Here is a 25,080-nt window from a genome sequence, read left to right as displayed (position 1 = left end):
TCATTATTTAACTGGAGGAATTTATATGAAAATTGACAGTCGAGTATTACCAGAATTAAAACAGGCTTTCTCACAATTTCCAGGCTTTCAATTAGAGGGGGATTTAGAGGCGAGTCGAAGTCTCTTGTCGAATCCACATTTGGAAAAATCAGAGCTTGTACACATGACCAAGCGAATGATTCCTGGCGCTGCTGGCGAGATGTTAGTTAAAATTTACGAACCCGTTGAGAACAATCTTGATAAACTTCCAGCTATGCTGTGGATTCACGGTGGCGGATACGTAATGGGACACCCTGATATGGACGATGTTTTGTGTGAACGCTTTGTTCAGTCTGCTGAATGCGTTGTTGTGTCTGTCGATTATCGACTTTCTCCCGAACATCCTTATCCAGCGGCTATCGAAGATTGTTATGCAGGCTTGGTTTGGATGACAAATGAGGCAGAATCGCTTGGCATTGATGTGAATCGTGTTGCAATCGCCGGTGCAAGTGGAGGCGGTGGACTAACAGTAGCGCTTGCGTTAATGGCTCGTGATAAAGGAGGGCCATCTATTATATTCCAAATGCCGCTGTATCCGATGCTTGACAACCGTAACATAACACCATCAAGCTATGAGATTACAGAAGACCACGCAACATGGAATAGAGCAAACAATTTGATGGCTTGGAGTATGTACTTGGGCAAGGAGAAAGATTCCAACGAGCTATCTTCCTATGCCGTACCTTCGAGAGCAGAAAACTTAGCCGGGCTACCACCAACTTATACATGTGTAGGTCAACTCGATTTATTTCGAGATGAAACCATTGAATATGTAACACGACTTGCACAAGCAGGAGTAGACGTTGAATTTCACCTCTACCCCGGCTGCTTCCATTGCTTTGAAGTATTTGTGCCTGAAGCCGTAGTAAGTCAGCGTGCCAGTCAGAATTATTTTGATGCGATGGCACGGGCACTTCATCCATAATTTATCTTAGCTCAGTCATCAGGGTGTTCAACTGAAGGCATGAGTGATAGCTCTAGGTTTATTCGATGAGCAAAGATTACAGGACGAAGTACAAATAGTGCCACCATATACTTTGAATTTTGCCCCTTACTCATTGATTAAAAAACAGTAAATACTTCAAAGTTTGAATAGCTAACCAAGGTTTCAAAATAGTGTGCCAGCAATTCAACCTTTTTACTGCGGTTACGATCATAAGCACAATCAACACTTTGGAGCGGATTTTTTTCGTAAGGCGAGTTACTTTTTTAATCGTATTCGTACTAAACAGCAGCAGGAAACGGCGATAGACTGCATCCTTAGCTGGATATTCATTTCAAGCTCGAAAAAAATAGAATTAAGTTCTTTTGGTAGTTGATGATATTGGTTATTTTAATTTATCGTAGTTAAGGCACCTCTTCTGTGGTAGTGATTTCTAGGCAATCTCACTATACCAAAGATCGAGGTGTTTTTTTATTTTACTCAAGTTGTCAAGTACACAATTGATAGACTCTAAATTCAATATAGCTAAAGCTTCCCACTTATTTTATAGGTGCGAAAGTTGGTTCTGTTGCAAAGTTTTTTACAGATAGAAAGTTAGGATGGGGTATAGCTGAATTCTATACAATTGTGAGTAATTGCTGTAATTCATTGGGTTCTGGTGCAAAAAATCTCTTAAACTTGGACATACTGATCACACACCTTTTGTAGAGTAATAGTATCAGTATATCCAATATTTATAGATTCGTTGCAATGGTCCTGAAGTTTTTGCACCAGAACCGAGTAGAGTATCAAGGGAAATTCTATGAAGCTGTTCAAAGTTACCAAGGAAATGGAGATTCGAATTGGATATTCTCGTTATCCTTATGGAAAACAATTTCAATAAGTTGATGATATCGTCTGATATAAATATAGTCTATTTGAGAGAATAATTATTTCATAACTAGCTAAATAATTTTTAGTTCATAAGAAGAAGGCACCTTTTAGGTGCCTTTTTCTTATGAACTATATTATCCCTTAATAGTGAAGTTTCTCATTTTAAGTAGTTCTTTAAGATATTGAGTGGAAGGTATTTTAAAATGCTAAATAGTATCAATATCAACAATTAAAATGTTTGCTTTTTGCTAAAACATCATATTTTTGTAAAAAAACTTACATTATAGTATTAATATTTAGGATTTTACAATAACAAACTGGATATTCCATAAAATGTGATAAAATGGAATAAATTAAATGTTATTACATGAGAGAAAAGGAATTATTCTAAAAATAAAGATACATTTTTATTTTTAAACTGTGTAGAAAATTAATTTTCAGCCAGTATGTTAGTTGGGATTTTTAATATTGCTAGAAACAGAAATTTTATAGATTTGGAAGAAGATTCATTTGATACAGGGCTTGATAATAAAAGGGCAAGTGAATAGATCCCAATTATTAATTTTTAAGAAGTCTAAAGTTGTATCATTACTGAAGGTGCAAGGGACCTTTTTCTTAGTTTTGAAAAAAGTATTGTTTGTCAAGCGCATGTTGATACTCCCATCCCTAAAGGGGCAAGCACACTAATGTCTATTTGACTTCTTACTACTACCTTAAGAATAAGTAGAATTCAACCCTGCATGACAATCTTTATATACATAAAAAAAGATCTATGACCTGAACATGTCAGTAAACTGCTCGATAAATTACTTAAATCTGAAAGTAACACAAGTAAAGATTTTTTATCTTTCTCCGACAGAACGTTAAGTCGAGAGTAATTCAAGTTTTATTATCACGTTACAAAACACTACAAACCAAAGTAGTATGTGGAAGTGAATATTTACCACTAATTACACAAAAGAAAATTATGAAAATGTTTTAAAAATTAACGGCGAATATTTAATGATTAATAGGAGGAATTTTAAATGAAAACATTTGGAAAAATATTGTTAACAGGGACTTTAGCTCTTGGTGGATTAACAGTAATGAACGTGGAAACACCTAAAGCTCAAGCAGAGGGAGCGAGCGAATTTTGCCGATATATTTGTGGTCCTAAAGAAACATTGAACAATTTTACAATTCAACTTTCAGATACGGAATACAGAATGGGACAAAATATTATCCTACGAGCAACAAATGATAACACATATGATGTAACATACAAAGCAACTGTAGAAAAACAATATGCTACTGGCTGGGGTTATGTTGAAACTGACTTCAATTATCAATCAATGTTGCCAGCTGGAACAAATGAAGATTTCAATGTTTGGACTTTTGACGGTAACAGCGCAGGTAATTTGAATGAGGCAGGAACATATCGCATGAAAATTGAAGTAACACATGCTGATGGGAAAACTGACACAGTTTACACTGCGCCAATTACATTATTAGCACAATAATAATGTAATTGGCAGGAATTTAAAGTGTAGTATTGATAGTGAAGCTATCGATTTTATAAAATGCTGGATTAATCTTAGTAGTAAATGTTCCTTTTATAAAAAGATGTTACCAAAGTTGATTAATCTTATTTACCTTATAAGAATTATAAGGTATGATAAATGTAGGTGCAAAGATGCACTATTTGAAAAAGAGTGTAAGACAAAAAAGGAATCTATAAAAGATTTCTTTTTTTTTATTGCGTGTAGGTTCGTTTCATAAAAAAGAACAGCTAGCAAAAGCTAACTGCTCCAATCATGGAAATGAGATTGTATAGAGTATTGACGGAATATTTATTTTAAATTCAATTTCTTTAAAGTAAACATTCCAGCTGATATAATGGCTGCACTAACTATAGAACCTAACCAGTCTCTCCAACCTAAGGCATTAAAAGGTGTATCTGTTAAGCCTATAATTAAGAATTTAGCAAACGTCAATACACCGAATGCTAAGCATCCCCAAAATGTTTGTAAAGATTTTATCATCTTCTTTCGAAAATTTATCATATAAATCATCCTTATTAGTATATATTATTTTTATAAATAAATTATCAAATGTATAAAGATTGATATTACATATCCTATAATATCATTATTGAAAAAAAATAGATGGAACGAAGGGGAAACGTATCAGCGAGTGCTAATGAGGTTCTTTCTCCGACATTGCTTGCTAAAGAAAAATTAATAGGGTATAGAGACAAAGAGCCTAATAATGCATCATATAATGCAGATGAATTTGGAGTGAATAGCGTTGTATATGGAAACCATAATTTAATTGACAAAGAAGGAGTAGAATAATTTGAATGTACACCTAAACGTACAAATGTAGCATATTTACTAGATAATGATGGAAATGAACTAAATCGATCAGCGAATGCTACTATTATCTCTGAGAATATTGATTACAAAGTAAAAACGGGGTTAACTTATTATATAAAAGTACAAGCGGTGGAACGTAATCATCCTGAGGGTGATTTTAATTATGTTTTAAGAACTTATGGAGAAGAAAAATATTAAAAGAAATATAGGAGGATAATGGAAAAAGGCTTATTCTATTAATGGAATAAGCCTTTTTATTTTATTTTTTATAGAGCATAAACAAGTTATTACAATTAATTTAATTTAGAAAGAGCAAATTTAGCTGTAAAATTCATTTTTTTCATGAACGAAGAATTTGCACCTGCTTGGAATTGTACTGAAATATTACCATCTTTTTGTGCTGTAAATACGCGGCCATATGGCGAATTAGCATTGTATGTGCCAATTACTTGGTTATCTGCGTCAAAGACTGTATAAGAGATTGGGAATCCTGAATTTGTTACAAAGACAGTAAGTTCTTCACCCTTTTTAAGATTAAAAGATTCCTTTTGAGACACTTCATAAGAACTCATAGAGTAATATTTTTTAATCTCTTGAATTTCTAAATTTGTAGATGCTGCACTCGCTTTTGTTGCTTCTACCCCTGGTAAATTCATACCTGAAAGTACTGCAATTCCTAATGCGCCTGCTAAAATGACTTTTTTCATAACGTTAAATCCTCCTTTAATATTTTTGAAATTTGAAAGGTAAATGAAAATACCACCTACTGAAACCATTATAGTTACAACGATAATTATTATCAATACGAAATACTATGCAATTTTGCATACATGAAGTACAGCAAAAGGCCAATCAATTTAAATTTTGAATTATTCTTAAAAGAGGAAGTACATATTTTTAAGGTTCTCCGTAGGAATGTAGTTAATTTTTGCTCCTTATGGCAAAATGCATAGTTGAAATTTAATAACAATGTAAGATAGGTGAGAGAAAAAGCCTTAGATGAGGCGTAATAAAGGCAGCTTTTAAGGTAAAACAAAATTAAATGAATAGGGACTAATACGAATAAAGGGCACTTTAAGAAGAGAAAATAGAAGAAGGCATGTATATGTATCTTGATGAATCTCATGGTGTTTTTTGAGAAGCATGTTTTTTACGTAAGGACATTAAAAGATGAGTAGTTTTTAATAGATTTTTAAGGGGAAAATATAAGAAAAAGGAAGGTGTAATCCTTCCTTTTATTATCCAGTATGTCCATGTGAATATTTGATAATATTTACCGTACTTTGAGTACCTGTTGAAGAACTCGATCCAAAAGTTACTGTGACAACAATTAAGATACCAAGTAAGCTAACCGCTAATTTTCTCATTTTAATGCTCCTTTTTTATAATTTTTTTCACTGGCTTTGCTAGCTTCATAAAAGTAATAGCTTGCTTTTACATGATTATTTTCTTTGTAAAATTGGGTTGCTAATTTTTCAGTATATTCATTTATATATTCATATAGTTCTTCGCGTTCAAAATAGGAAATTCCTTCTAAAATAGCTTTTTCTACATCAATTGCACAACTATTTAAGTTCCTTTTTTTCAAAATATTAAAGTGATGTATATAACTTTCAATACCTAACTGAGTGGAAAGTTGTAGCCCTTTTTCGATTAGCTCTTGAGCTATTTGATTTTCTCCTAATTTATAATGTTCTCTTGCCTCAATAAATAAAGCTTTATAATCACTGGCTAGCTTTTGATTAACCTCAGATAAATATCGTAATGCTAACTCAGAGAGGTTTTGTGTAGCATACATAAATCCTAGGTTATGACGGACAATTAAAATATTGTATTCTAAATTTTCTTTCTGGAATGTATCCATCGCTGAAATATAATGTTCCTCTGCTAATTCCCACTCTCTTAAATGAGTACATGCCAGCCCGTATAAGTTATTGCAAAAGGCAACTTTTAATTCATATCCCATGTGTTTTGAAAAAATATCTTTAGCTTTCATAACATGATTAATACATAGGATCGATTTATGTGTATGGCAGTAGAAAACAGCCAATTCATAATGAAATTCAGCGTATTCAATTTCATCAGGTATTGTCGATAATAAACTTTCAGCTTTATCAAAATGTATTCTTGCAAGACTATGATTACCCATAACATTTGAATGGATTGCTTTAAAGAAGTGATAATAGTATGAAAGGAAGTCATCCGTAGGAGTCTCGTAAGCATCACTTTTTTTAAAACTATCTTTAGAAATACTCAAACTATCAATTAGATATTGGTGTCTAAAATCTAGAAGTGAGTAGTATAATAGTATGGTTTGATTTTCTTCTATATCGTGGATTTTGTTTTCAATTTCTTGCTTAAGTAAGTGAGCGGCGTCTACATGCCTAGCTCTAATTTCTTGATACCATTCATTTAATAAATGAGTTATTTGTTCGTTCCCCTTTATTTGAACATTCATTGTTCAGTCTCATCCTCTCCATAGATACTATACAGTAATTAGTATCATAGCAGAGTTTTACTCTATTAAAATCTATCAAACAGTATTTTTCAACATAAGACGGAATATTCTATTAATTTATTTGTTTATTTGAATTAATTTCGATTTAAATAGTATATATTATTGTTATTTTCAAAAAAAAATCTCTTGTTTAAGCTATAAAGCAGATAAGAAATATATTTTCTCAACAGGATAAAAGGTATGCATCTATAAGTACTATGTATAAGGATAATAGGAAAATAGAAATAAATAATAAAGGGGAATGTGAAATGATAGCATTAAAAAATGATCGAAATGTAAAAGAAATTTCGGAAGAGAACGTAGATTTATTAAAGGTTATGGCGCATCCAGTACGATTACAAATTGTAAATGAATTAATGCATCATAAAAAATGCAATGTTACACAGTTAACGGAAATATTAAGACTCCCTCAATCCACTGTTTCACAGCATTTATCAAAATTGAGAAGAACCGTACTCCGTACAGACAGAAGAGGATTAGAGGTGCATTATTATATTGATAATGCTAAAGCTCGTCAGATTGTAGGAATTTTAGGTCTGTAGGTTAATAATATGAAAAAAAGTTTCCTGTTATAAAGCAGGGGACTTTTTTATATTTATATATAATAATTTTATTTTGTGAGGATTACTGTGTAAATAAGAAAATATTGCTCAAAGAATTTCTGTACATTTGAAAGGAGTGTAATGAGATAAGGTCTACTTATTTATTTTCGATAGAGCTTATAATTATGTTTATGTTATTAAATTTTAAAAAAAGAATTGACTTCTGTTTTAGTTGTAACTATTATAGTTACATAAATGTTGTAACTGAAGTAGTTACAATTCATTCTGCTTTATGTAAAAATACGGTTAGTATATTTATTTAAGGAAGGTGGCCCACACATTGTCGCTCAGTCTAGAAAGTCACTAAAAGATTAAAGGTAATGCATATTCCAAACTATAGTATTTTCTGCTTTGGGGCAATAATGTGTAGCGTTATCTTTTTTTAAAAATCTTAGTTGATTTTTTTGAGGGTTAGTTTTGGGGAAATATAGTAAGGTAGCTCATAAAAGAACAAGATATAAAAAATATGTACTTATATAAACCAAAAAGTTAGCTGAGAATTTTAAGTGATAGCTGGACTGGTTAATAAAAATAAAGGTAGGAGATTTAAATGAAGACGAAACAAGATAATCTTATATACGTATGGGACGCATATTGTGGATGGTGCTATGGATTTTCAGAAAGTATTAAAGGATTTTACAAAGAACACACTGAAGTGCCGTTAACAGTTTTATGTGGAGGATTATTTTCAGATGATTTACCAATAAAAAATTTCTCATATATAGAAGAGGGGAATAAAAGAATTAATCAACTTACAGGTGCAGAATTTGGTCCTTCATATCAAAAATTGGTGGAAGAAGGGACTTTTAAAATGAATTCGAAAGATGCTGCAATTGGCTTTTCAGCTTTACGCTCATTAGCGCCAGACCGTTTGTTAGAATTCACTGCGGCTATGCAAAAAGCGTTTTATTATGAGGGACAAAGTCTAAGTGATCCTGAAACATATCGTAAGATTGCAATTGAGCTTGGTTTGAATCCTAAACAAGTATTAGAACGTTTAAACTCTCAAGAAACAATAATAGATGCCCAAAACGACTTCAATAAAGTTCGACAGCTTGGTATTAATAGTTATCCTTCTTTGCTTTTACAAAAGGATAATCAAATTATCCCTATTGGTGGCGGGGTAATGACGCCAGGTAAAATCGAAGCACGTTTTAAAAATTTATATTAAAAAAATTTAAGTTAAAGTATATAGCATTTAACGTTTTAAAAAAGGCTAGAAGTGGATGGACTTAAACCTTTTTATAACAGTCATAGTTTCAACGTATTTTTAAAAAGAGTCCAATTTTAATTTTTCTATAGACTATAGTAGCAAACCTGTTAGCTTAAGCCAACGGACATTCATCTCTCGCCTATTTGCTGGTGCTATCACACTTTCAGGTAAATTGAAGAGGGAGCTTCTGTCGGAACAAGATAAAAATATGTTAACTAGTAAATAACTTTAACAAAAGGAGAATAACATTCTATGTTTAAAACAATCGATACAAATCAAAAAGATGTGAAATTGACGGTGTTTAGTTCAGACGAAAAAAGTTTTATGGTCACTGCAACCTTAGTTGAGAAAGCGGGACATGCATTTTTAATAAACTCAAAATTTACTCAATCTGATTCGAAAGAAATTGTTGAGTATCTGAAAAAAAACGACTTATCTCTAGATAAAATTTTTATTATTCATGGAGATCCAGACTACTACTTTGGATTAGAGAGTATTAAAGCTGCTTACCCAGAAGCCATAGCGTATGCTACAGAGTCTACTGTTGAACATATTGTTCATTCTGTCTTAGGTAAATTAAAAGTTTGGAAAGGCGCCCTAGGAGAAAATGCACCAAGCAACGTAGTATTACCTCAAGTGTTTAAAGAAAAAACGATTGATTTTCAGGGGTTAACATTTGAAATAGTAGGCTTAGATCATTACAGAACTAGCTTATTTAATAAAGAGCTAAAATTATTAATTGGTGGTATTGATGTATTTAACGAAATACATGTATTCTTAGCGGATACTAGCTCAAAAGCGGCTATGGAGGCATGGATTGAGAACTTGAAAGTATTACAAGCATTAAATGCTGACATAATTGTACCTAGCCATGGATCAATCGAAAAATCCTTAAATAATCAATCCCTTACTGCGACAATGGATTATCTAAGAACTGCGATTCAAGCTTCTGAGGAAAGTAAAACTTCAAAAGATTTTGTAGCGAAACTTGATGCAGCATATCCAGGCTATGCAAATAAAGGTGTATTAGAATTAAGTGCAAAAGTTGTAACAAAAGAAATGCCTTGGGGTTAATGCTATGAATAAATATCAGAAACTATTACATGAAACGTATGTGTTAACTGGCGAAGGAAAATTGGATGCTTTCAAAACGTATTTAAGTGAAAATGTATCATGGACAGAAGCTGCTGGATTTCCATATGCGGGGACTTATATAGGTCCAGATGAAGTGGTGAAAAATGTACATGAACGCCTTGGCACGGAATGGGATAACTATAGTGCAAAGGATGAAGTTTATGCATTTAATAATAATACTGTTATCGTTTATGGGAAATATAGTGGGACATATAAAGCAACAGGGAAATCGTTTATAGCAGATTTTTGTCATCTTTATGAGTTTGATGAGGACGATAAGGTTAAGAAGTTTATTCAAATTGTGGACAGTGCAACTGTTAATGAGGTATTGAGTTAGAGTTAATCGTTTCTAACCTACCTTGTATAAGGAGTAGTGTTAGGATAAACAGATTTTACTAACATTACCCCTTATATTACACTTTGAAGAAGTTTTCTCCTTTTTCAAGTGTGTTATGGAAGATAATTTATATAATTTAGAAGAGGTAGGTATATATGAAATTAGAGAAAAATTTAATAATAATAATTATTTCTGTATTTATTTTAGGAGTTGTGTCAACTTTGATATTTCAAGCTTCCACCGGTAATAACAAAGGTAACTCAATAAAGAGCGAGAATGTTGCTTCAGTATCAAAAGAAGCGAAAGAAAATGAAAAGAATAAAAAGATGGTAGTTGATTTCTATAATGAAGTTTTTAACAAACATAATATCGATATTATCCCTAAATATGTAAGCGAAGATTATAAGCAACATAATCCTTTTGTTGCTGATGGACGAAAAGCCTTCATGGATTTCTTTAAGGAGGATTTTGTTAAAAATCCTAATTCCTCTGCAGAGATCAAACGTGTAGTAGTAGAAGGGGATACAGTTGCTCTTCATGTACATTCTCGTGCTAATTCTCAAGATAAGGGAGTTGCAATAGTGGATATATTTCGTATAAAAGATGGTAAGATTGTCGAGCATTGGGATGTAATTCAAGAGATTCCAAGTGAGACAGCTAATGATAATACTATGTTTTAGGCAGAAGGTATATTCAATTGTTAGTGATGTATAGAATCTAGAAATTATAAAATGAATGGGATGTCCTAGGTATACTACTAGGACATCTCTTTTTGTTTTGCGTGCCCAGCTAAGCTGGGCACTGCTTGCTGGTGAAAGTCCGGCCTAGGTAAGAGGCCAAGTCGCCTAGTAGCTGACAGGCAGCTGGTGGAGAAATCCTAAGGTTGAAGCTGTGATAAAGTAACTTCTACTTAGAAGTGCGAGCGAATCAACAGACCGTAACATAAAGTGAACCTTGCCGCCTCGTTAAAAGCAACCTAGCAATAGGACAAAGGGAAGTCGAGCCTGGAGAATATAGGCGAAGACCATGGAAGATGTGAAGAACTTGGAAAGTACGACATCGAAGAACCCCTCGGGGTATGGAGGGCGGTATGTTGAGAAAGTAGTGTCTGGAACTGGGGAGACCCTCCTTTGCCAAGAATGATTGATTCATATGGTTCATTTGGGTTTGAAGGGAAGGATGAAGATAATTTCTATTTCATGTTTGTCGTTGACAAATCAACTGTTGAGCTAGCGAAAAACTGGATGCATATGATAAATCCAAATTTCACACTTGATAACGAGATTGATAGATTAGTAAATCAAGATCCAGAATTGAAAAAAGAAATTGATAGTCTTGTAAAAAATAATAAAGATTATATCAAACGTTTTGAAAAAGATAATCATAAAGTAGAAATAGGTATAAGTTCTGGGGATTCTGTAATACCTCAAAATCAAAATTACTATGTATTACACTTTGCTGTACAAGGAAAGTAATATTTAAGTAGAGCATCGGTTTTCGTACAGAGAAGTGGTGGCAACATTAGAGATAGTTTGCAAATAGAAAAATACATATTAGAGTGGTATTAAAATGTATTTTTTATTGCCAGCTATATATGGATAATTAGAGATTTTTTGAAAAAGACCGCCTGTTATGCGCGGTCTTTTTTATGTTACCATCAACTGTATAGATTTTTTCAACAATAGGTACTTTTTTCATTTCTTCTTGCTTAATGATGGGACGTATCAAAGGGTGACAAGTTTTTCAAGAGAAGTGAACAGCCTCTATAAAACTAAAGAGCGCTTTTTAAGCGCTCTGAAACAAGTTTATTTGAGAGAGGAATCTAGATATTATATGTATACTGTTTTAGAATGTTATAGTTATAAAGCTTGATTGTCAGTTAATAAAAAATAAAGCACACATATAAGTGTGCTCTTATGAAAGCTTTAAATTTGTATGACTTGATGGTCACCATACAATAAAATATGCTTGTTTGATATAAATGTGTGATAAAACTGCAAAAATATATTTTGATGTGCAGGAGAAAAATTAAATGTTGGTTGGCTAGCATTGTGCTTCTATTAGCGAATTTGTACAACTGTTAATGCTGCAGCACGAATGTCTACTGTACCAATTACTTCAACTGGTACAATTTGAATTAAATCACCAGGGTTTAAGTTAATTAGAATGACACCGCTGGATACATCGACTTCGCCAGTACCAAAAATATTAGAACGAACTGCGGTTCCTGATCCTGCAATAACGTTAGTTGGTGAATTTAGCGTCAAGAAAAAGCGGGCTGCTTCCGGTGCTACGGGAACGTTATCAAGGCTTATCGTTAATGTATAACTGATTTGATAAATACCAGCAACTTGAATTCTAATACCAGTTCCAATACTAATTGTATTATTTATTACAGGGACAGTAATATTAGGATTTGGGCCTGTACTAGGTAATAGTAGTGGTGTGAATAATGTTGCAAATTGAGGTGCAGTAGCATTGAAAGCAAAACCGAGGGCAGGTAGTGTACTGGGGGCTTGTGCTTCACAATTAAAGTTAGTAAATCTATGACTAGATGAGAACATATTATCACTCCTTTCTTTAATAAAGATAACGTGAGTGATAATCCCACGTTATGGACAAGCATAATATAATATATGAAAGTTTATAGTGAATAGTGCAGAGGTGTTAATGTTATGGGGAAATATTAATTTGAACATAGAATGACTATAAATTTTATGTAGAAAATAAAAAAAGCAACTAGCAAAAGCTAACTGCTCAGGTCCGGTGATACACTCATACTGCTGGAGGTCAATTAAATGGGTTATGGATATCGCCTATCTGCAGTATTGACGAAATGTTTATTAAAGAAGCATAGTGATAATTTATTATTTGTTTTAAATATAAGATTACTATTTTATTATATCGAGTAATTATTCACCTTATATAATAATTAATCAATACATTATTAACATGGTTACCTTACAAAAGTGTAAGATTTTTTTAATTGACACTCGTATGTATAAGTAACTATACTGGTTACGCAACGTTGGTAAAAATATCAAACGATCTCTTACTATAAGAGTATTTCCATGGATTCTTTTCGAAATAATAGTTTAATTTAAAGTGGAATTATATATATGTAATATATTGATATTAAAATCTTAATAGATTGTCCTTTAAACGGTTCTGGTGCAAAAACTTCAAGGTAATTACAAGTAATCTCTAAAATTTGGACATACTGATACTATTACTCTAAAAAGGTGTGTGATCGGTATGGAAAAGAAAAATTGGTTCAAATGGAAGCACTATCAGCCTGATATTATTTTATTAACGGTACAACCTAAGTTTTCGTGATTTGGTGGAAATGATGGAGGAACGGGGTTTATCCATTTCTCATACAACGATTATGCGTTGGGTTCATCAGTATGGTCCTGAATTGGACAAACGGATCCGACGTTACCTCAAACAAATAAATGACTCTTGGAGAGTCGATGAAACATATATCAAAGTAAAAGGTCAATGGATGTACCTGTATCGTGCTGTTGATTCGAACGGAAAAACAATCGATTTTTGCCTAAGCAAAACAAGAGATCATAAGGCTGCAAAGCGCTTTTTCAAGAAAGCTTTGCGGTCTTTTCATGTTTCAAAGCCACGTGTGATAACAGTCGATAAGAATCCAGCTTATCCTATAGCAATTGAACAGTTGAAAAAAGAAAAAAGCATACCTAACGGTATGCAACTTAGACAACAAAAGTACTTAAATAACATAGTAGAACAAGATCATCGCTTTATAAAGAAGCGAATCCGTTCTATGCTAGGTCTTAAATCTTTTGACACAGCTACATCCATCCTTTCTGGAGTAGAAGCCATGCATATGATTAAAAAAGAACAGATTACTTTATGGAACCAGTCTGTCCAAAATCAAAAAGAATTCATCCATCAATTGTTTGGACTTGCAACATAAGATACGATTCCGTTAGGAATATATATGCTTTATTCTCTTTTGTTTTATTTTTGCACCAGAACCAAGAAAAGTAAATACCCCAAAATGAGAAAATTGGCATCCTCAGGTGAAAATGTACATTTTTTGTTTTGGGGGTACTTCAAAATTTTAGGTTGATGGGCATTCAAAAACATCCTGCATGTTTGAAGCATGCAGGATGTTTTCTAGTCTTTGTTTTTCATAATGTAAGAAACTAGACGAAGGATCTCCAAGTATAACCATACTAATGTCATCATAAGCCCTACTGCGCTGTACCATTCCATATACTTTGGCGCTCCACTATGAGTACCATTTTCAATTGAATCAAAATCTAGTAATAAATCTAATGCAGCAACAACAATTACAATTGTACTTATGATGATACTAATTGTCCCACCTTGGTGAATATATGGAACAGTCACCCCTAAGATGCCCAATAAGAAAACAATAAAATACATAATAAAAATTCCAAGTGTTGCAACCATTACAACCGCGCGAAACTTTTTAGTTACTTTTACTATTCGAGTTGCGTATAACACTAACATGGCAAATAAAATTGAAATCGTTAGTAATACGGCAGTTAAAGCGATAGAATTACCAAAACGCATTGTATAATATGCTGAAATACTTCCTAATAAAATCCCTTGTAATACTGCATAAATCGGTGCGCAAATTGGGGATATGCGCGGAATGAATATAACTACAAATGCGACAATTAGAGTAACTATTATAATTCCAACTAACACAGGTATTTTCATTGTTCCTTGTGTCATCTGTACGTATGAATAGACAGACGCTGCAAGAAGTAAGATAAGTAAAATGAATGTTTTTGCTATCGTTCCGCCAATAGTCATCGTAGAAGCATTTGTATTCTCTTTATGAAATTTTTCTTTTTTTAATATTGGATTAGTTGTTCTCATTTTTTCCTCCTAAATACACTCTACCTTTGAAGCAGATCTTTATATTTCTAATTTTTTATCAATGATACGACCTGTAATAGCTGTTAGGACAATTATGAATAAGCAAGTGAAACAAATATCTAAAATAGTGAACCCTTCACTCGGATACAGTGATGTGTCAATAAAACCATTGTTATCTATGAACCCCGTACTCTTTATGGTGATTACACATTTCTCTAATTTACTTAAAACGTCCAGTATGAATGTTTGGATTATTAAGAATAAAGAAAGGAAAATAACTGATAAAACCATCTTACTCATTGATGACTTTATAGGAATCAGCTTTGTAATTACCATGGTGAAATAGCAGGAGATTAATATACTCATGAAATCGATTCCCCATAATAAAACAGAAAGTATGTGATGAAGAAATCCATATGCATATAACTTATGAAATTCTTGTTGGTATCCCCCGACCACTTTTCCTCCGTAGGTACTTTGGGAGAAATAGTATAGAAAAATTAAGCCTATTACTAGTAAAAGAATAAACATTAACGTGAAAAAGAATAAATTTGCATATATATATTTTTTTCCTGAGATGGCTGTATAACGTATCATAGTATTTTTTAGCATTTTATTGAAAGAAGGCAAAGCTATTAAAAGCAATAAAAATGCAGTGATACCTATAATTAATACATATATACCTAATGTTATATCCTTTGTAAGCTGATTTGTTAGCTTTGATAGTCCCTTCATATTAAATAAAAAAAGTAACGAAATAGTCATAAATCCAAAATAAAGGATGGCTATCTTTTTTCTATTACAATTAAATAAATAGCGAAAAAGTGGATTCATTTCTCAAAAACCTCCTTAAATAACTCATGTACTGCTTTTCCATGGTGAAAACGAATTTCTTCTACATTTTCATGCAATACAATACTCCCGTCTTTTAAAAAGATTACCTCATCAAATATATTTTCAACTTCCTCTATTAAATGAGTCGAAATAAGAATGGTACTATCTTCACGATAAAAGCAAAGAATTAAATCTACTATATGCTTTCTAGAAACAAGATCAATTCCACCTAATGGCTCGTCTAATACATATACCGTTGCTTTTCTTGAAAAAGTTAATATTAGCTGTAATATCCCTGTTTTCCCTTTTGATAAGATGCTTATATTCTCCTCTAGCGGGATCTTAAAGTTAGCTATTAAATCTATTGCTTGTTGTAGATTAAAATCAGCATACATATCTCGATAGAACAACAAAGCATCTTTTACGGTCATCCATTTTTCAAAAACAGGACTATCAGGCATAAATGAAACGATTTTTTTCGTTTCTAATCCCACCTTTTTATCTTTAATTGTAATACTTCCTTTAGAAGGAAAACGTAAACCCGAAATCATTTTTAATAATGTCGTTTTCCCACTACCATTTTCACCAACAAGACCGATAATTTTTCCTTCTGAGATTGTTAGGCTTACATCTTGAATCACTGTTTTTAAATCATATCTTTTCGACAGATTTTCAACTTTCAATAATTCTTTCATTCATTTCCATCCTTTTTCTTTTCCAAAGAAGAACGGAGTATTGAGAGAACCTCTTCTTCCATAAATCCTAAGTTATTCATTCCATTTATAAAATTATCAAGCAACTCTTTTGCCATTTCTTTGCGTAGCTCTGTAATTTTTTCTTCATTCATTGTTACAAATCTTCCTGTTCCTCTACGTGTCTCAGCAATACCTTCCCGTTCTAGCTCTTGAAACGTACGTTGAATTGTATTTGGATTAACTTGTAATTCACCCGCTAATTCACGTACAGCAGGAATTTTTTCACCTGGCGCCAAACGTCCTGTTACAATTTCTTTTTTGATGTATTCCATTACCTGAACATAAATAGGGGTATTAGGAGAAAACTCAGTTTTCATTTCTTTCCTCCTCTGTATTAGTGTACTAGACAAATAGTACACTAATGTAAATTATATGTAAATAGTTATTTTGAAAACCATAACAAATGGAAGGTGATATATTTAGTGAATTCATGTAAACACCCAGGTGCCAAAAATGACCGTTTATGGGACTTTATTTATTTCTATCCAAATAGAGAAATCTACTAGTCAAATTCAGTTTCAAAACCCCTTACCAAATATTTTTTCATTTTAATATTTAAAACTTATGTATACATGTTACAATATAGTCCTCCAATTTATTTTATTCTTCTATTCAGAATTTATGGTTCAGTAATCCAATAAAAAAGTGGCTGTAGTAACTAGATTTGTTAATGAAGTGAAGAATTTAGAGTAGTTTAAAAAGCCATTAAGTAGAATTATCCAGGGGATATATTCACTTAGTTAAGTTTTAGGGGATTTCTTATGTTAAGGATTTCATACAATTTAAATAGGCCTAAATTAAACCTTTTATCCAATCAAAACTAAAAACCATTTTAATAGAGTGAAGTATATCTTTAATACGGTTTATTTGGAATAATTCTTAGTTTTATATTTGCTTAAAATAGGAAAATAACATATTTGTAAGGGGGGATAAATAAAACTCCGTTTGTGAAAGCTATATCGCTATCTATGAAGATGCATGTAAAAGAATATAGTAGTAATTTCATTTCAAATGATACCATAAATAATTGTAGAAAAAGATAAAGGAGTAAACATTTAAATAAATAATATGAGTTGTAAGAATGAAAAGGAGAAGTAAATCGTGTTTAATATAAAAAAAAGATTGGAACAAATAAAGCTAAAAACGAAGTTGTCTATGGCATTTATTGCAATATTAATTATACCTAGTCTTATCGTAGGAATAACATCTTATGATGAGGCGAAAACAGATCTTAATGAAACAATTCTACAAACAGCAAAAGATAATGTAAGTATTTTAGATAAGATTGTTGATGATGAATTAGAAAATAAATATATAGATGTAACTTATTTTGCAAAATTACTTACACAAGGCAATTATAATCCTGATCAATTACAAAATGTACAGAGTAAATTTGAACAATATATACAGTTACATCCAGAGATAGAAACAATTTATTCCGCATCCAGTAACAATCAATTTATTCATGCGCCTGTTGGAGAAATACCAGAAGGATTTAATCCGTTAGAAAGTAGTTGGTATAAGGATGCTGTAAAAGCAAATGGTGAAATTATTGTTTCATCTCCGTATAAATCAAAGGCTACTGGAAATATGGTAATAGCAGTTGCTAAACAAAATGAAGATAAAAGTGGTGTCATTGGTATGGACTTGAATATTGATGATATCGTAAAAACATCTAAAATGATAAAAATAGGAAAGCAAGGTTTTGTATCTATAGTGGGGCAAGATAAAACTATAGTTGTTCATCCAACATTAAAACCTGGTGAAAAATTAGAGAAATCTTTAGCAGATGAACTTTATAAGGAAGAAGATGGAGAGATTACGTATAGCCTCAATGGTGAGGATCGAAGCATAAGCTTTAAGACAAATAAAAAAACAGGTTGGAAAATAGCTGGTGTAATGCCTACGAAAGAAATTGAAGAAGCTACCAATCCTATTTTTTATAAAACATTTGCTATAATAGGAGCTTCTTTATTATTAGGTGGAATTATAATTTTCTTCATTCTTAGATCTATTATTAATCCACTAAGACAATTAGTTATTTCAGCTCAAAGAATTAGTCGAGGAGATTTAACGGAGAAAATTGATATTCGTTCAAAGGATGAACTTGGTCAATTGGGTGATAGTTTCAATGCAATGGCAGAGTCTTTACGCAATATTATTTCACAAATTAACACATCTGCAGGACATGTAGCAGCTTCTTCTGAGGAACTAACTGCTAGTGTAGAGCAAGCAAGTGTTGCAACAGAACAAATTACAAAAGAAATGGAAGAAATCTCACATAGTGCAGAAGTTCAAAATAATGAAGTTGAGTCTGGAGCTAAATTAATAGGTGAGGTAACACGAAATATTCAATGTGTAGCTGATAATGCTTCTGAAGTATCGACCTCATCTTTATACACAAAACAAAAAGCAAATGAGGGGGAACAATTAGTAGAACAAACTGTAACACAAATGCAGTCTATACATAATTCTGTTTCCCAATCCGATAATGTAATTAAATTATTAGATAAGAAATCGCAGCAAATAGGCACTATATTAGAAGCGATTCAAAATATTGCTGAACAAACAAATCTACTAGCACTAAATGCGGCGATTGAGGCCGCTAGGGCAGGAGAACAGGGACGTGGATTTGCAATTGTTGCGGATGAAGTTGGGAAATTAGCGGAACAATCAGGACAATCTTCAATGGAAATTGGAAAATTAATTAAGGAAATACAATTAGATGTACATGAGACTGTTAAAGCTATGAATGAAGTAGGAATAGAAGTACAGTCGGGAATTAAGGTAGCGAATGATACAAAACAAAGTTTTTATGAGATTTCAAATTCAGCGAATGATATCGTTTCCAAAATACATGGTATGGTGGACCTATCAAATAAGATGACATCTGATGCAATGCAAGTCGATACATCTATTAATCAAATAGCAGTAGCTGTAAAAGAGAACACCACAAGTATGCAAACTATAGCTGGTTCATCCGAAGAACAACATGCTTCCATGGAAGAGATAAATTCTTCAGCAACTCAATTGGCACAAATGGCAGAAGAACTTCAAGAGTTGATTGGAGGGTTTAAGGTATAAGTGAGCATTTTAAAATATAATTGTGTGAAGTGTTATAAGTCATAGCAAGTAAATGCTAATTATGACACTTGTAAATGAGGACCAACTACTTTAAAAGGTAGTTGGCCTCTTTTTTTGGAGGCAAATTTATTAAATCTATTTAAATGAAAAGTTTAAATAGATTTAATAAAAATTGAGAAAATGAGAATATATCCTTTTTTAAAAAGATACAAAGAAAGAGGATGGAAAATCCGTCTTCTTCATCTAATTCCAAATAATATCTGATGATTTGTAAGCCCAGTCAAGGTATGCAGGTTTACCGCCACTACTAAATGATAGTTCAAAATCACCAGCCTTAAAGCCTTGCGGGAAACCTTCTTTATTACTTTTCCACTAGTCTTATGTTTAAGAGAAACATATGAATTAGATTAACCTCGATTTTTGACATATACTTTAAGGTGACCGTATCCTGCAGTAACACTAAATGGTATATAATCACTACTTTTCTGGTGGGTTATTGTAGTACGGCTATTTTCGTTCACTACTCATCCACTAGCGTCCGTTGGAAATGAAAATGCTGTAAAAACAAAACCAAACATTAAAGCGATAGAAAGTAATACTGAAAATAATTTGTTCCTTTTCATAATTAAATCCTCCTATCTTCAATTAATGCATTCAATGGAGAGTTTGCCTAAAAAGAAAAATACTAATGTAATACAAGCGGAAAAAGCTGTTGCAAAGAAAGTAAGTAAGCCCATAAGTGTGGATGAAAGTGAATATTTAATTTGTGAAAAGATAGTATGTTTGCATACGAAGAAGAATATAACAATGAGGGAACTTTCAGAAGAGATAGGTATATCACAACCTACTCTTTCTAGGTTCTACAATCAAAAAACTAAGCGTCTTTCAGGTGTTGCTAAGGAGAAGCTAAACCGGTGGTATAAAAGGCAGGTTATAATTGATAAAATGTAAAAATTAGGCTGTATAAAAGTGGAGATATACTTGCTTTTGTCACAGCCTATTTGAATTATAGCTAGTGATTAGTTCGTATAAAGGTTACTTTGTCTGACTATGTATTATTATTTCGAGGAATAAATGGTTGTTATGTCTATGCAGTAAATCAAAATATGCAGAGATACTTGAAGGAAATAGTGAATATAAGTCAAGAACTATAAAAAGAAATTTGTTTATAAAATGAATTTGGAAATTTAGATAGGTTATTTATAAGGTGAATAAAACGAAGGGCATGTACTATGGACATGCCCTTCGTTTTAATTTGATTTATTTTATATATTTTGTATAGAGTGCTTATTTTATGTGATTTTCTTATAACTGAATACTATAACTGTAGGGTTACAAAATTAGATTACTGTTTTAGTTTGTAAGAAAGGATGAACGTGGTCCAGCAAGACATGCATCTATACGATCCACTTGACCTTTTGTAAACATAACCATAGTGTCATCATCAACATAATCCATATAGTTCATAAACATATCGCCCTCGGGTCCATTGTTACAAGAAATATGTGGAAATGTTATTACAGGACGATTAGGTACACCTTGTGAACTTCCAGCATTGTCCTCTCCTTGATTAGGTGTATCATCAACTTTATCAGACCCATTACATACATTAGGTGTCTTTTGATCATCGCCCCAAATATGGAATAAATTGAACCAATGACCAATTTCATGAGTAGCTGTACGTCCTAAATGGAAAGGTTTTGCTGCAGTACCTGTAGTACCAAATGCTGTGTATGTGATAACAACTCCATCTGTATCAGGTGGCCCACCAGGGAATTGTGCGTATCCTAAAAGTCCATCCTCTAATTGACATACCCATAAATTTAAATATTTATCAGCTGGCCATGCATCTACTCCATCTGTACTTTGTGATTTGACAGAATCATCTACTGAAAAAGATTGCTTAGCTGTATGGGTACGAGTGATACCATTTGTTTGATTTCCATTAGGATCTTTTGTAGCAAGAAAGAATTCAACTTTAGCATCGCTTACAGAATCTTTAAACGCAGGGGGTACATTTGCTATATCAGCGTTCGCTGCACGAAAATCACGATTTAAAACATCAATTTGACTATGAATTTGTTCTTCAGAGATGTTTTGCTCCTCAGTATTCCATACAACATGAACTACAACAGGAATTTTGACAACGGATCTTTCTGATTCTAAGCGTGCACTATTTAGAAATTCATTCGTTATACTTTCAATTTCAGCACGTGCATTTTTATATTGTTCGGACTCTTCTAGTAGTTTATGATGAAGATCTATAGTGGCGCATTTACGCACAGTAGGTGTATTTGTTCTTTCTGATGAGTTAGTCTGATTTTTCATAATGATTTCTCCTTTAGATGGTATTGTAAGTTTTAGTAATTATATACGGTAATTTAGTACTAAAAAGTTACTATATAAATGTTTAGCGTTTTTTATTTTTAATATATTCTGCAGTCATATTTTCAATTTTTTCTCGCTCTTTTCTGTATTCTTCCGATTCTTTCAATAATTTTTCGTGCATACCCATAGTTCCACAATTACGTCTGGTAGGGGGAGTTTCTTTAGAATTGTCTGTTGAGTTATTGAAACTGCCTTCATGAGTAAAGTTGTTCATGAAAATTCCCTCTTTCATTCTAAATTTGTAACTTGAGAAGCAATAAAAGCTACATTCATTCGTAAAATATCGAGAGCAAGTGGATAATGGATATGTTCAAGAGTATCTTTTGCAGTGTGTTCATTAGTATTTAAAGAGTCTTCCCCCTCTATTGTTAAGACGGCAGGGAGCCCCTTATTAAGAAAAGAAACGTGATCGCTATCATGCGGATCAAGAGATACTTTAAAATTTACATCCGTATATAAAGATGCAACATTTTTCAATCCGTTAATTATCTCTTGTGATAAAGGTGAACCTTCAATTAAAACTGCTGGTGTCGATGTGTTTAATTTTCCTATCATGTCCATATTTATAACTGCTCGAATTCGACTTTTATCAAGAGTAGTGAGATTCTCAACATATTGTTCACTACCTAATAAACCTTGTTCTTCTCCTCCAAAAAGGATAAAGCGAAGGTCATGCTGTATAGGTACGTCTTTGAATACACGAGCAATCTCAAGGACTCCTGCACTACCACTTCCGTTATCATCAGCTCCAGGAGCATTAGATGAAGGCCCTTCAATAAGGTTAACAGAATCAAGATGTGCAGTGATAATAATCAGTTGTTTCTCTTCGTTACTATTTGTACCCATTTTGTCAGCAATAATATTTTGGCTATTTTCATTATTGATAGATATGGTTTCGCTACTAGTTGTATATCCCATTTCATCAAATATCTCACGAGTCCACGTTGCGGCCTCTTCATAAAAAAAACTGGTAGAAAACCTTGTTGGATAAGAAACTAAATGAGTTAGATATGATCGGAACTGATTTTCACTCACTTGATTCACTAGTGTCTGTATAGAATTAACAGGCGTAGAATGATTATGAAAATTTGCAGGAATATCTAACTTGTTCTCAGGATTATTAGTATCACTAGGAAAAATAGGCGCTTTCATTCTTATGGATTCACCACCTTAAATATATTTTTCTTAGAAAGCAGTATTTCAAGTCTAACTTGTGAAATAAATCATTCGTTTATGCAAGCATTAATTGGTAAATTCACATTTATTATAGTGTAAGAATTTTCAATATATATGAAGTTACATAATGCATTTGGAGGATAATCCCATTTGTAAACTTAGATAACAACTTGATAATTTTATAAAAAATATTATTTTAGTAGCTGTTGGCTACTATTGTCGTTTTTCCTTAAGTTATCGAGATGTATTTGAGATCCTCAAGGAACGTGGGATTTCAGTTCATCCTACGACAATCATGTGTTGGGTTCATGAATATGGAAATCTTATCTATCAAATCTGGAAAAAGAAAAACAAAACTTCCTAATCATCATGGCATTTAGATAGAACCTATATCAAAGTCAAGGGAGAATGGTATTATATATATCTTGCGATTGATAGCGATGGTCATACATTAGATTTTCAACTTCGAAAAACACGTGATCATCATGCAATGTATGCTTTTATGAAGAGATTGGTAAAGTATTTTGGAGAACCAACGGTTCTCACTACAGATCAAGCCTCTGCATTACATTGCGCATTTAAAAAGTTACAGAAAAATGGTGTTTACACTCATACAAAACAATGTACCCTCAAACGTTTCAATAATCACATTGAACAAGGCCGTCGGGTTTATAAAATCGGCTGGGTTTCTATATATTTATCATGCTTTGCGAACAATAAAATGAGTTGAAACAATTCAAGCGATATATAAACAGAGACGAAGTCTTCGATTAGACTCCGTCTTTTCAGCATACAGTGAATTACAAAAATTATTAATCACTGCCTAAATAGTTCTCCTCATTTATCAATCTTTTTATGCTTTTTTCAAACTTTGCACCAGAACCTATTTTCTATATTATATTCTATTTTTTATAATCTGAATAAATTAATTATAAGATTTTATTATCTAAGTCATGCTATTACAAAATTAAAAATAAAGGGAACTACAATGAGAAAAACAATCAAAATACATATCCTTTGTTTTAACTAGAATAACCTAATCCATTCTATTATTCTAGAGATTAGTTGTTTCAGAAGTAAATGGATTGTATAAGAACAATGAAATCTGTTATGTATATTCTTAAAAATTTTGATTAACTAAATTTCCTAATTAACGAGAAAGAAACTTTTTTAAAATTTGTTGAATTAGACCTTTTATAAACATATTTTATGCTTTTTATAACAAGTAACCACTTTTATTCAGGATTATTGTCATCTGCCCATGTTATAAACTGCTTTAAACTTATTAAACCAATAAATTCATATCCTTTTCCTTCACCTTTTGGTTGCAAAATAACTGTATCTAGAAAACAGAGACCAGAATCGGTATCATCAGGGCATTTTATAGGTTCATTAAAAGTGTAGTCATGGGCAATGAAAATTCTATTTAAATTGGTATTAGGTACTGTTTCAAACCTTCTAATTAATTTTTCTTGTACTATTTTCTCTTGGTCATTGGGATTATCTTCATTTAAAGAGTTAATGCCAGCTAATTCATCAATCACTTCTATATTTGGTTTTTCAAAAGCAAGTATCCCAGTATCTATTGTTCGACAATAAGGGCTTGTAAATACAGGGTATTGAATAGGTAAGTTTTGCTTCCTAAAAATTTCCCCTATTTGTATTGCCTGTTTTATTCCCTTGTCAGTTAAATTGTTCTGTGTTTTGCAATCGCCAATGATTACTTGTCCTTCGGATTTATTGTCCCTTTCTCCATGTCTTAAATATAGATTATATCCACCATTTTGAATTGCTTTGAACAATGAAAAATCCAATACTTCATTGTTTTTTAAATTAGTATTCGACATTTTCTTGAACCTTCTTTCTTATTAACTGGTTAATAACCTCAACAAATCTATTCTTTCCAAATGAATTTTATTCATACATGTACTATAAACGCATTAATT

The 25,080-nt window shown here is 32.2% G+C and carries 22 protein-coding genes and 3 pseudogenes; 13 read left to right on the top strand and 12 right to left on the bottom strand.

From position 1 onward, the window contains the following. The first annotated feature begins 25 nt into the window (after positions 1–25). Both MKX77_RS27595 and MKX77_RS27590 read left to right on the top strand, forming a co-directional pair. Positions 26–964, top strand: a complete 939-nt coding sequence (locus tag MKX77_RS27595; RefSeq protein ID WP_341308373.1) for an alpha/beta hydrolase — start codon at positions 26–28, stop codon at positions 962–964. 1,916 nt (positions 965–2,880) lie between these two features. Further along, positions 2,881–3,354, top strand: a complete 474-nt coding sequence (locus MKX77_RS27590) for a hypothetical protein (RefSeq protein WP_341308372.1) — start codon at positions 2,881–2,883, stop codon at positions 3,352–3,354. Positions 3,355–3,684: 330 nt separating this feature from the next. On the opposite strand, the gene MKX77_RS27585 is transcribed toward MKX77_RS27590, so the two are convergent. Beyond that, a complete protein-coding gene (locus tag MKX77_RS27585) occupies positions 3,685–3,897 on the bottom strand; it encodes a hypothetical protein (RefSeq protein ID WP_341308371.1) in 213 nt (70 codons plus the stop codon). Between the two features lie 102 nt (positions 3,898–3,999). Between MKX77_RS27585 and MKX77_RS27580 the strand changes: the two genes are divergently transcribed. Next, entirely contained in the window at positions 4,000–4,188 is a 189-nt protein-coding gene (locus tag MKX77_RS27580; RefSeq protein WP_341308370.1) for a hypothetical protein, read from the top strand. Between the two features lie 314 nt (positions 4,189–4,502). Here the strand turns inward: MKX77_RS27580 and MKX77_RS27575 are convergent, their stop codons facing one another. Together MKX77_RS27575 and MKX77_RS27570 are read right to left on the bottom strand one after the other, a co-directional pair. After that, the gene (locus MKX77_RS27575; protein ID WP_341308369.1) at positions 4,503–4,916 is read right to left on the bottom strand and encodes a hypothetical protein; all 414 of its coding nucleotides are present in this window, start codon (positions 4,914–4,916) and stop codon (positions 4,503–4,505) included. Between the two features lie 656 nt (positions 4,917–5,572). After that, positions 5,573–6,667, bottom strand: coding sequence for a response regulator aspartate phosphatase (locus tag MKX77_RS27570; protein ID WP_341308368.1), 1,095 nt, complete (start codon positions 6,665–6,667; stop codon positions 5,573–5,575). 308 nt (positions 6,668–6,975) lie between these two features. Between MKX77_RS27570 and MKX77_RS27565 the strand changes: the two genes are divergently transcribed. The 6 genes from MKX77_RS27565 (at position 6,976) to MKX77_RS27540 (ending at position 11,488) form a co-directional block, all read left to right on the top strand. Beyond that, positions 6,976–7,269 (top strand): ArsR/SmtB family transcription factor, encoded by a 294-nt coding sequence (locus tag MKX77_RS27565; protein WP_341308367.1) that lies wholly within the window; start codon positions 6,976–6,978, stop codon positions 7,267–7,269. Between the two features lie 610 nt (positions 7,270–7,879). Then, positions 7,880–8,500: a DsbA family protein gene (locus MKX77_RS27560; protein WP_341308366.1), complete on the top strand. Its 621-nt coding sequence runs from the start codon at positions 7,880–7,882 to the stop codon at positions 8,498–8,500. Positions 8,501–8,794: 294 nt separating this feature from the next. Beyond that, positions 8,795–9,616 (top strand): MBL fold metallo-hydrolase, encoded by an 822-nt coding sequence (locus tag MKX77_RS27555; RefSeq protein WP_341308365.1) that lies wholly within the window; start codon positions 8,795–8,797, stop codon positions 9,614–9,616. Between the two features lie 4 nt (positions 9,617–9,620). Beyond that, a complete protein-coding gene (locus MKX77_RS27550) occupies positions 9,621–10,013 on the top strand; it encodes a nuclear transport factor 2 family protein (protein ID WP_341308364.1) in 393 nt (130 codons plus the stop codon). Positions 10,014–10,168: 155 nt separating this feature from the next. Next, entirely contained in the window at positions 10,169–10,693 is a 525-nt protein-coding gene (locus tag MKX77_RS27545) for a nuclear transport factor 2 family protein (protein WP_341308363.1), read from the top strand. Between the two features lie 450 nt (positions 10,694–11,143). Next, on the top strand, positions 11,144–11,488 hold the full coding sequence (locus MKX77_RS27540; protein ID WP_341308362.1) for a hypothetical protein: 345 nt from the start codon (positions 11,144–11,146) through the stop codon (positions 11,486–11,488). 585 nt (positions 11,489–12,073) lie between these two features. On the opposite strand, the gene exsF is transcribed toward MKX77_RS27540, so the two are convergent. Further along, entirely contained in the window at positions 12,074–12,577 is a 504-nt protein-coding gene (exsF, locus tag MKX77_RS27535; protein ID WP_341308361.1) for an exosporium protein ExsF, read from the bottom strand. A 691-nt stretch (positions 12,578–13,268) separates the two neighbouring features. On the opposite strand from exsF, the pseudogene MKX77_RS27530 reads away from it, so the two are divergent. Then, positions 13,269–13,959 (top strand): annotated as a pseudogene (locus MKX77_RS27530) (IS6 family transposase). Between the two features lie 203 nt (positions 13,960–14,162). Here the strand turns inward: MKX77_RS27530 and MKX77_RS27525 are convergent. From MKX77_RS27525 to MKX77_RS27510, 4 genes are read right to left on the bottom strand one after another with little or no spacing between them, the layout of a single operon-like run. Further along, positions 14,163–14,897: a Bax inhibitor-1/YccA family protein gene (locus tag MKX77_RS27525; RefSeq protein WP_002144214.1), complete on the bottom strand. Its 735-nt coding sequence runs from the start codon at positions 14,895–14,897 to the stop codon at positions 14,163–14,165. A gap of 39 nt (positions 14,898–14,936) precedes the next feature. Beyond that, positions 14,937–15,731, bottom strand: coding sequence for an ABC transporter permease (locus MKX77_RS27520; RefSeq protein WP_341308360.1), 795 nt, complete (start codon positions 15,729–15,731; stop codon positions 14,937–14,939). Beyond that, the gene (locus tag MKX77_RS27515; RefSeq protein WP_341308359.1) at positions 15,728–16,426 is read right to left on the bottom strand and encodes an ABC transporter ATP-binding protein; all 699 of its coding nucleotides are present in this window, start codon (positions 16,424–16,426) and stop codon (positions 15,728–15,730) included. The genes MKX77_RS27520 and MKX77_RS27515 overlap by 4 nt, the downstream gene beginning before the upstream one ends. Further along, positions 16,423–16,803, bottom strand: coding sequence for a GntR family transcriptional regulator (locus tag MKX77_RS27510; RefSeq protein WP_341308358.1), 381 nt, complete (start codon positions 16,801–16,803; stop codon positions 16,423–16,425). The genes MKX77_RS27515 and MKX77_RS27510 overlap by 4 nt, the downstream gene beginning before the upstream one ends. Before the next feature lie 784 nt (positions 16,804–17,587). Here MKX77_RS27510 and MKX77_RS27505 point away from each other — a divergent pair. Next, positions 17,588–19,570: a methyl-accepting chemotaxis protein gene (locus MKX77_RS27505; protein WP_341308357.1), complete on the top strand. Its 1,983-nt coding sequence runs from the start codon at positions 17,588–17,590 to the stop codon at positions 19,568–19,570. A gap of 642 nt (positions 19,571–20,212) precedes the next feature. Continuing rightward, a pseudogene (locus MKX77_RS27500) lies at positions 20,213–20,521 on the top strand (helix-turn-helix domain-containing protein); the annotation flags it as partial. A 402-nt stretch (positions 20,522–20,923) separates the two neighbouring features. Here MKX77_RS27500 and MKX77_RS27495 read toward each other — a convergent pair. From MKX77_RS27495 to MKX77_RS27485, 3 genes are all read right to left on the bottom strand, one after another. Further along, positions 20,924–21,898, bottom strand: a complete 975-nt coding sequence (locus MKX77_RS27495) for a zinc metalloprotease (protein ID WP_341308356.1) — start codon at positions 21,896–21,898, stop codon at positions 20,924–20,926. A gap of 82 nt (positions 21,899–21,980) precedes the next feature. Continuing rightward, positions 21,981–22,172, bottom strand: coding sequence for a hypothetical protein (locus MKX77_RS27490; protein WP_341308355.1), 192 nt, complete (start codon positions 22,170–22,172; stop codon positions 21,981–21,983). A gap of 14 nt (positions 22,173–22,186) precedes the next feature. Further along, complete coding sequence (locus MKX77_RS27485) at positions 22,187–23,110, bottom strand: M28 family metallopeptidase (RefSeq protein WP_341308354.1); 924 nt, start codon at positions 23,108–23,110, stop codon at positions 22,187–22,189. A gap of 205 nt (positions 23,111–23,315) precedes the next feature. Between MKX77_RS27485 and MKX77_RS27480 the strand changes: the two are divergent. After that, positions 23,316–23,961 (top strand): annotated as a pseudogene (locus tag MKX77_RS27480) (IS6 family transposase). 408 nt (positions 23,962–24,369) lie between these two features. On the opposite strand, the gene MKX77_RS27475 reads toward MKX77_RS27480, so the two are convergent. Next, positions 24,370–24,981, bottom strand: coding sequence for a histidine phosphatase family protein (locus tag MKX77_RS27475; RefSeq protein ID WP_341308353.1), 612 nt, complete (start codon positions 24,979–24,981; stop codon positions 24,370–24,372). Positions 24,982–25,080 lie beyond the last annotated feature (99 nt).

The sequence above is a fragment of the Bacillus sp. FSL R9-9410 genome, from assembly GCF_038050385.1.
Taxonomy (GTDB): domain Bacteria; phylum Bacillota; class Bacilli; order Bacillales; family Bacillaceae_G; genus Bacillus_A; species Bacillus_A cereus_U.
This window is presented reverse-complemented; position numbering and strand designations above follow the sequence as displayed.

What these genes read in the sequence shown, in the direction of transcription:
- MKX77_RS27595 (WP_341308373.1), top strand. Translation starts at nt 26, where the DNA reads ATGAAAATTGACAGTCGAGTATTACCAGAATTAAAACAGGCTTTCTCA.
- MKX77_RS27590 (WP_341308372.1), top strand. Translation starts at nt 2,881, where the DNA reads ATGAAAACATTTGGAAAAATATTGTTAACAGGGACTTTAGCTCTTGGT.
- MKX77_RS27585 (WP_341308371.1), bottom strand. Translation starts at nt 3,897, where the DNA reads ATGATAAATTTTCGAAAGAAGATGATAAAATCTTTACAAACATTTTGG.
- MKX77_RS27580 (WP_341308370.1), top strand. Translation starts at nt 4,000, where the DNA reads ATGGAACGAAGGGGAAACGTATCAGCGAGTGCTAATGAGGTTCTTTCT.
- MKX77_RS27575 (WP_341308369.1), bottom strand. Translation starts at nt 4,916, where the DNA reads ATGAAAAAAGTCATTTTAGCAGGCGCATTAGGAATTGCAGTACTTTCA.
- MKX77_RS27570 (WP_341308368.1), bottom strand. Translation starts at nt 6,667, where the DNA reads ATGAATGTTCAAATAAAGGGGAACGAACAAATAACTCATTTATTAAAT.
- MKX77_RS27565 (WP_341308367.1), top strand. Translation starts at nt 6,976, where the DNA reads ATGATAGCATTAAAAAATGATCGAAATGTAAAAGAAATTTCGGAAGAG.
- MKX77_RS27560 (WP_341308366.1), top strand. Translation starts at nt 7,880, where the DNA reads ATGAAGACGAAACAAGATAATCTTATATACGTATGGGACGCATATTGT.
- MKX77_RS27555 (WP_341308365.1), top strand. Translation starts at nt 8,795, where the DNA reads ATGTTTAAAACAATCGATACAAATCAAAAAGATGTGAAATTGACGGTG.
- MKX77_RS27550 (WP_341308364.1), top strand. Translation starts at nt 9,621, where the DNA reads ATGAATAAATATCAGAAACTATTACATGAAACGTATGTGTTAACTGGC.
- MKX77_RS27545 (WP_341308363.1), top strand. Translation starts at nt 10,169, where the DNA reads ATGAAATTAGAGAAAAATTTAATAATAATAATTATTTCTGTATTTATT.
- exsF (WP_341308361.1), bottom strand. Translation starts at nt 12,577, where the DNA reads ATGTTCTCATCTAGTCATAGATTTACTAACTTTAATTGTGAAGCACAA.
- MKX77_RS27525 (WP_002144214.1), bottom strand. Translation starts at nt 14,897, where the DNA reads ATGAGAACAACTAATCCAATATTAAAAAAAGAAAAATTTCATAAAGAG.
- MKX77_RS27520 (WP_341308360.1), bottom strand. Translation starts at nt 15,731, where the DNA reads ATGAATCCACTTTTTCGCTATTTATTTAATTGTAATAGAAAAAAGATA.
- MKX77_RS27515 (WP_341308359.1), bottom strand. Translation starts at nt 16,426, where the DNA reads ATGAAAGAATTATTGAAAGTTGAAAATCTGTCGAAAAGATATGATTTA.
- MKX77_RS27510 (WP_341308358.1), bottom strand. Translation starts at nt 16,803, where the DNA reads ATGAAAACTGAGTTTTCTCCTAATACCCCTATTTATGTTCAGGTAATG.
- MKX77_RS27495 (WP_341308356.1), bottom strand. Translation starts at nt 21,898, where the DNA reads ATGAAAAATCAGACTAACTCATCAGAAAGAACAAATACACCTACTGTG.
- MKX77_RS27490 (WP_341308355.1), bottom strand. Translation starts at nt 22,172, where the DNA reads ATGAACAACTTTACTCATGAAGGCAGTTTCAATAACTCAACAGACAAT.
- MKX77_RS27485 (WP_341308354.1), bottom strand. Translation starts at nt 23,110, where the DNA reads ATGAAAGCGCCTATTTTTCCTAGTGATACTAATAATCCTGAGAACAAG.
- MKX77_RS27475 (WP_341308353.1), bottom strand. Translation starts at nt 24,981, where the DNA reads ATGTCGAATACTAATTTAAAAAACAATGAAGTATTGGATTTTTCATTG.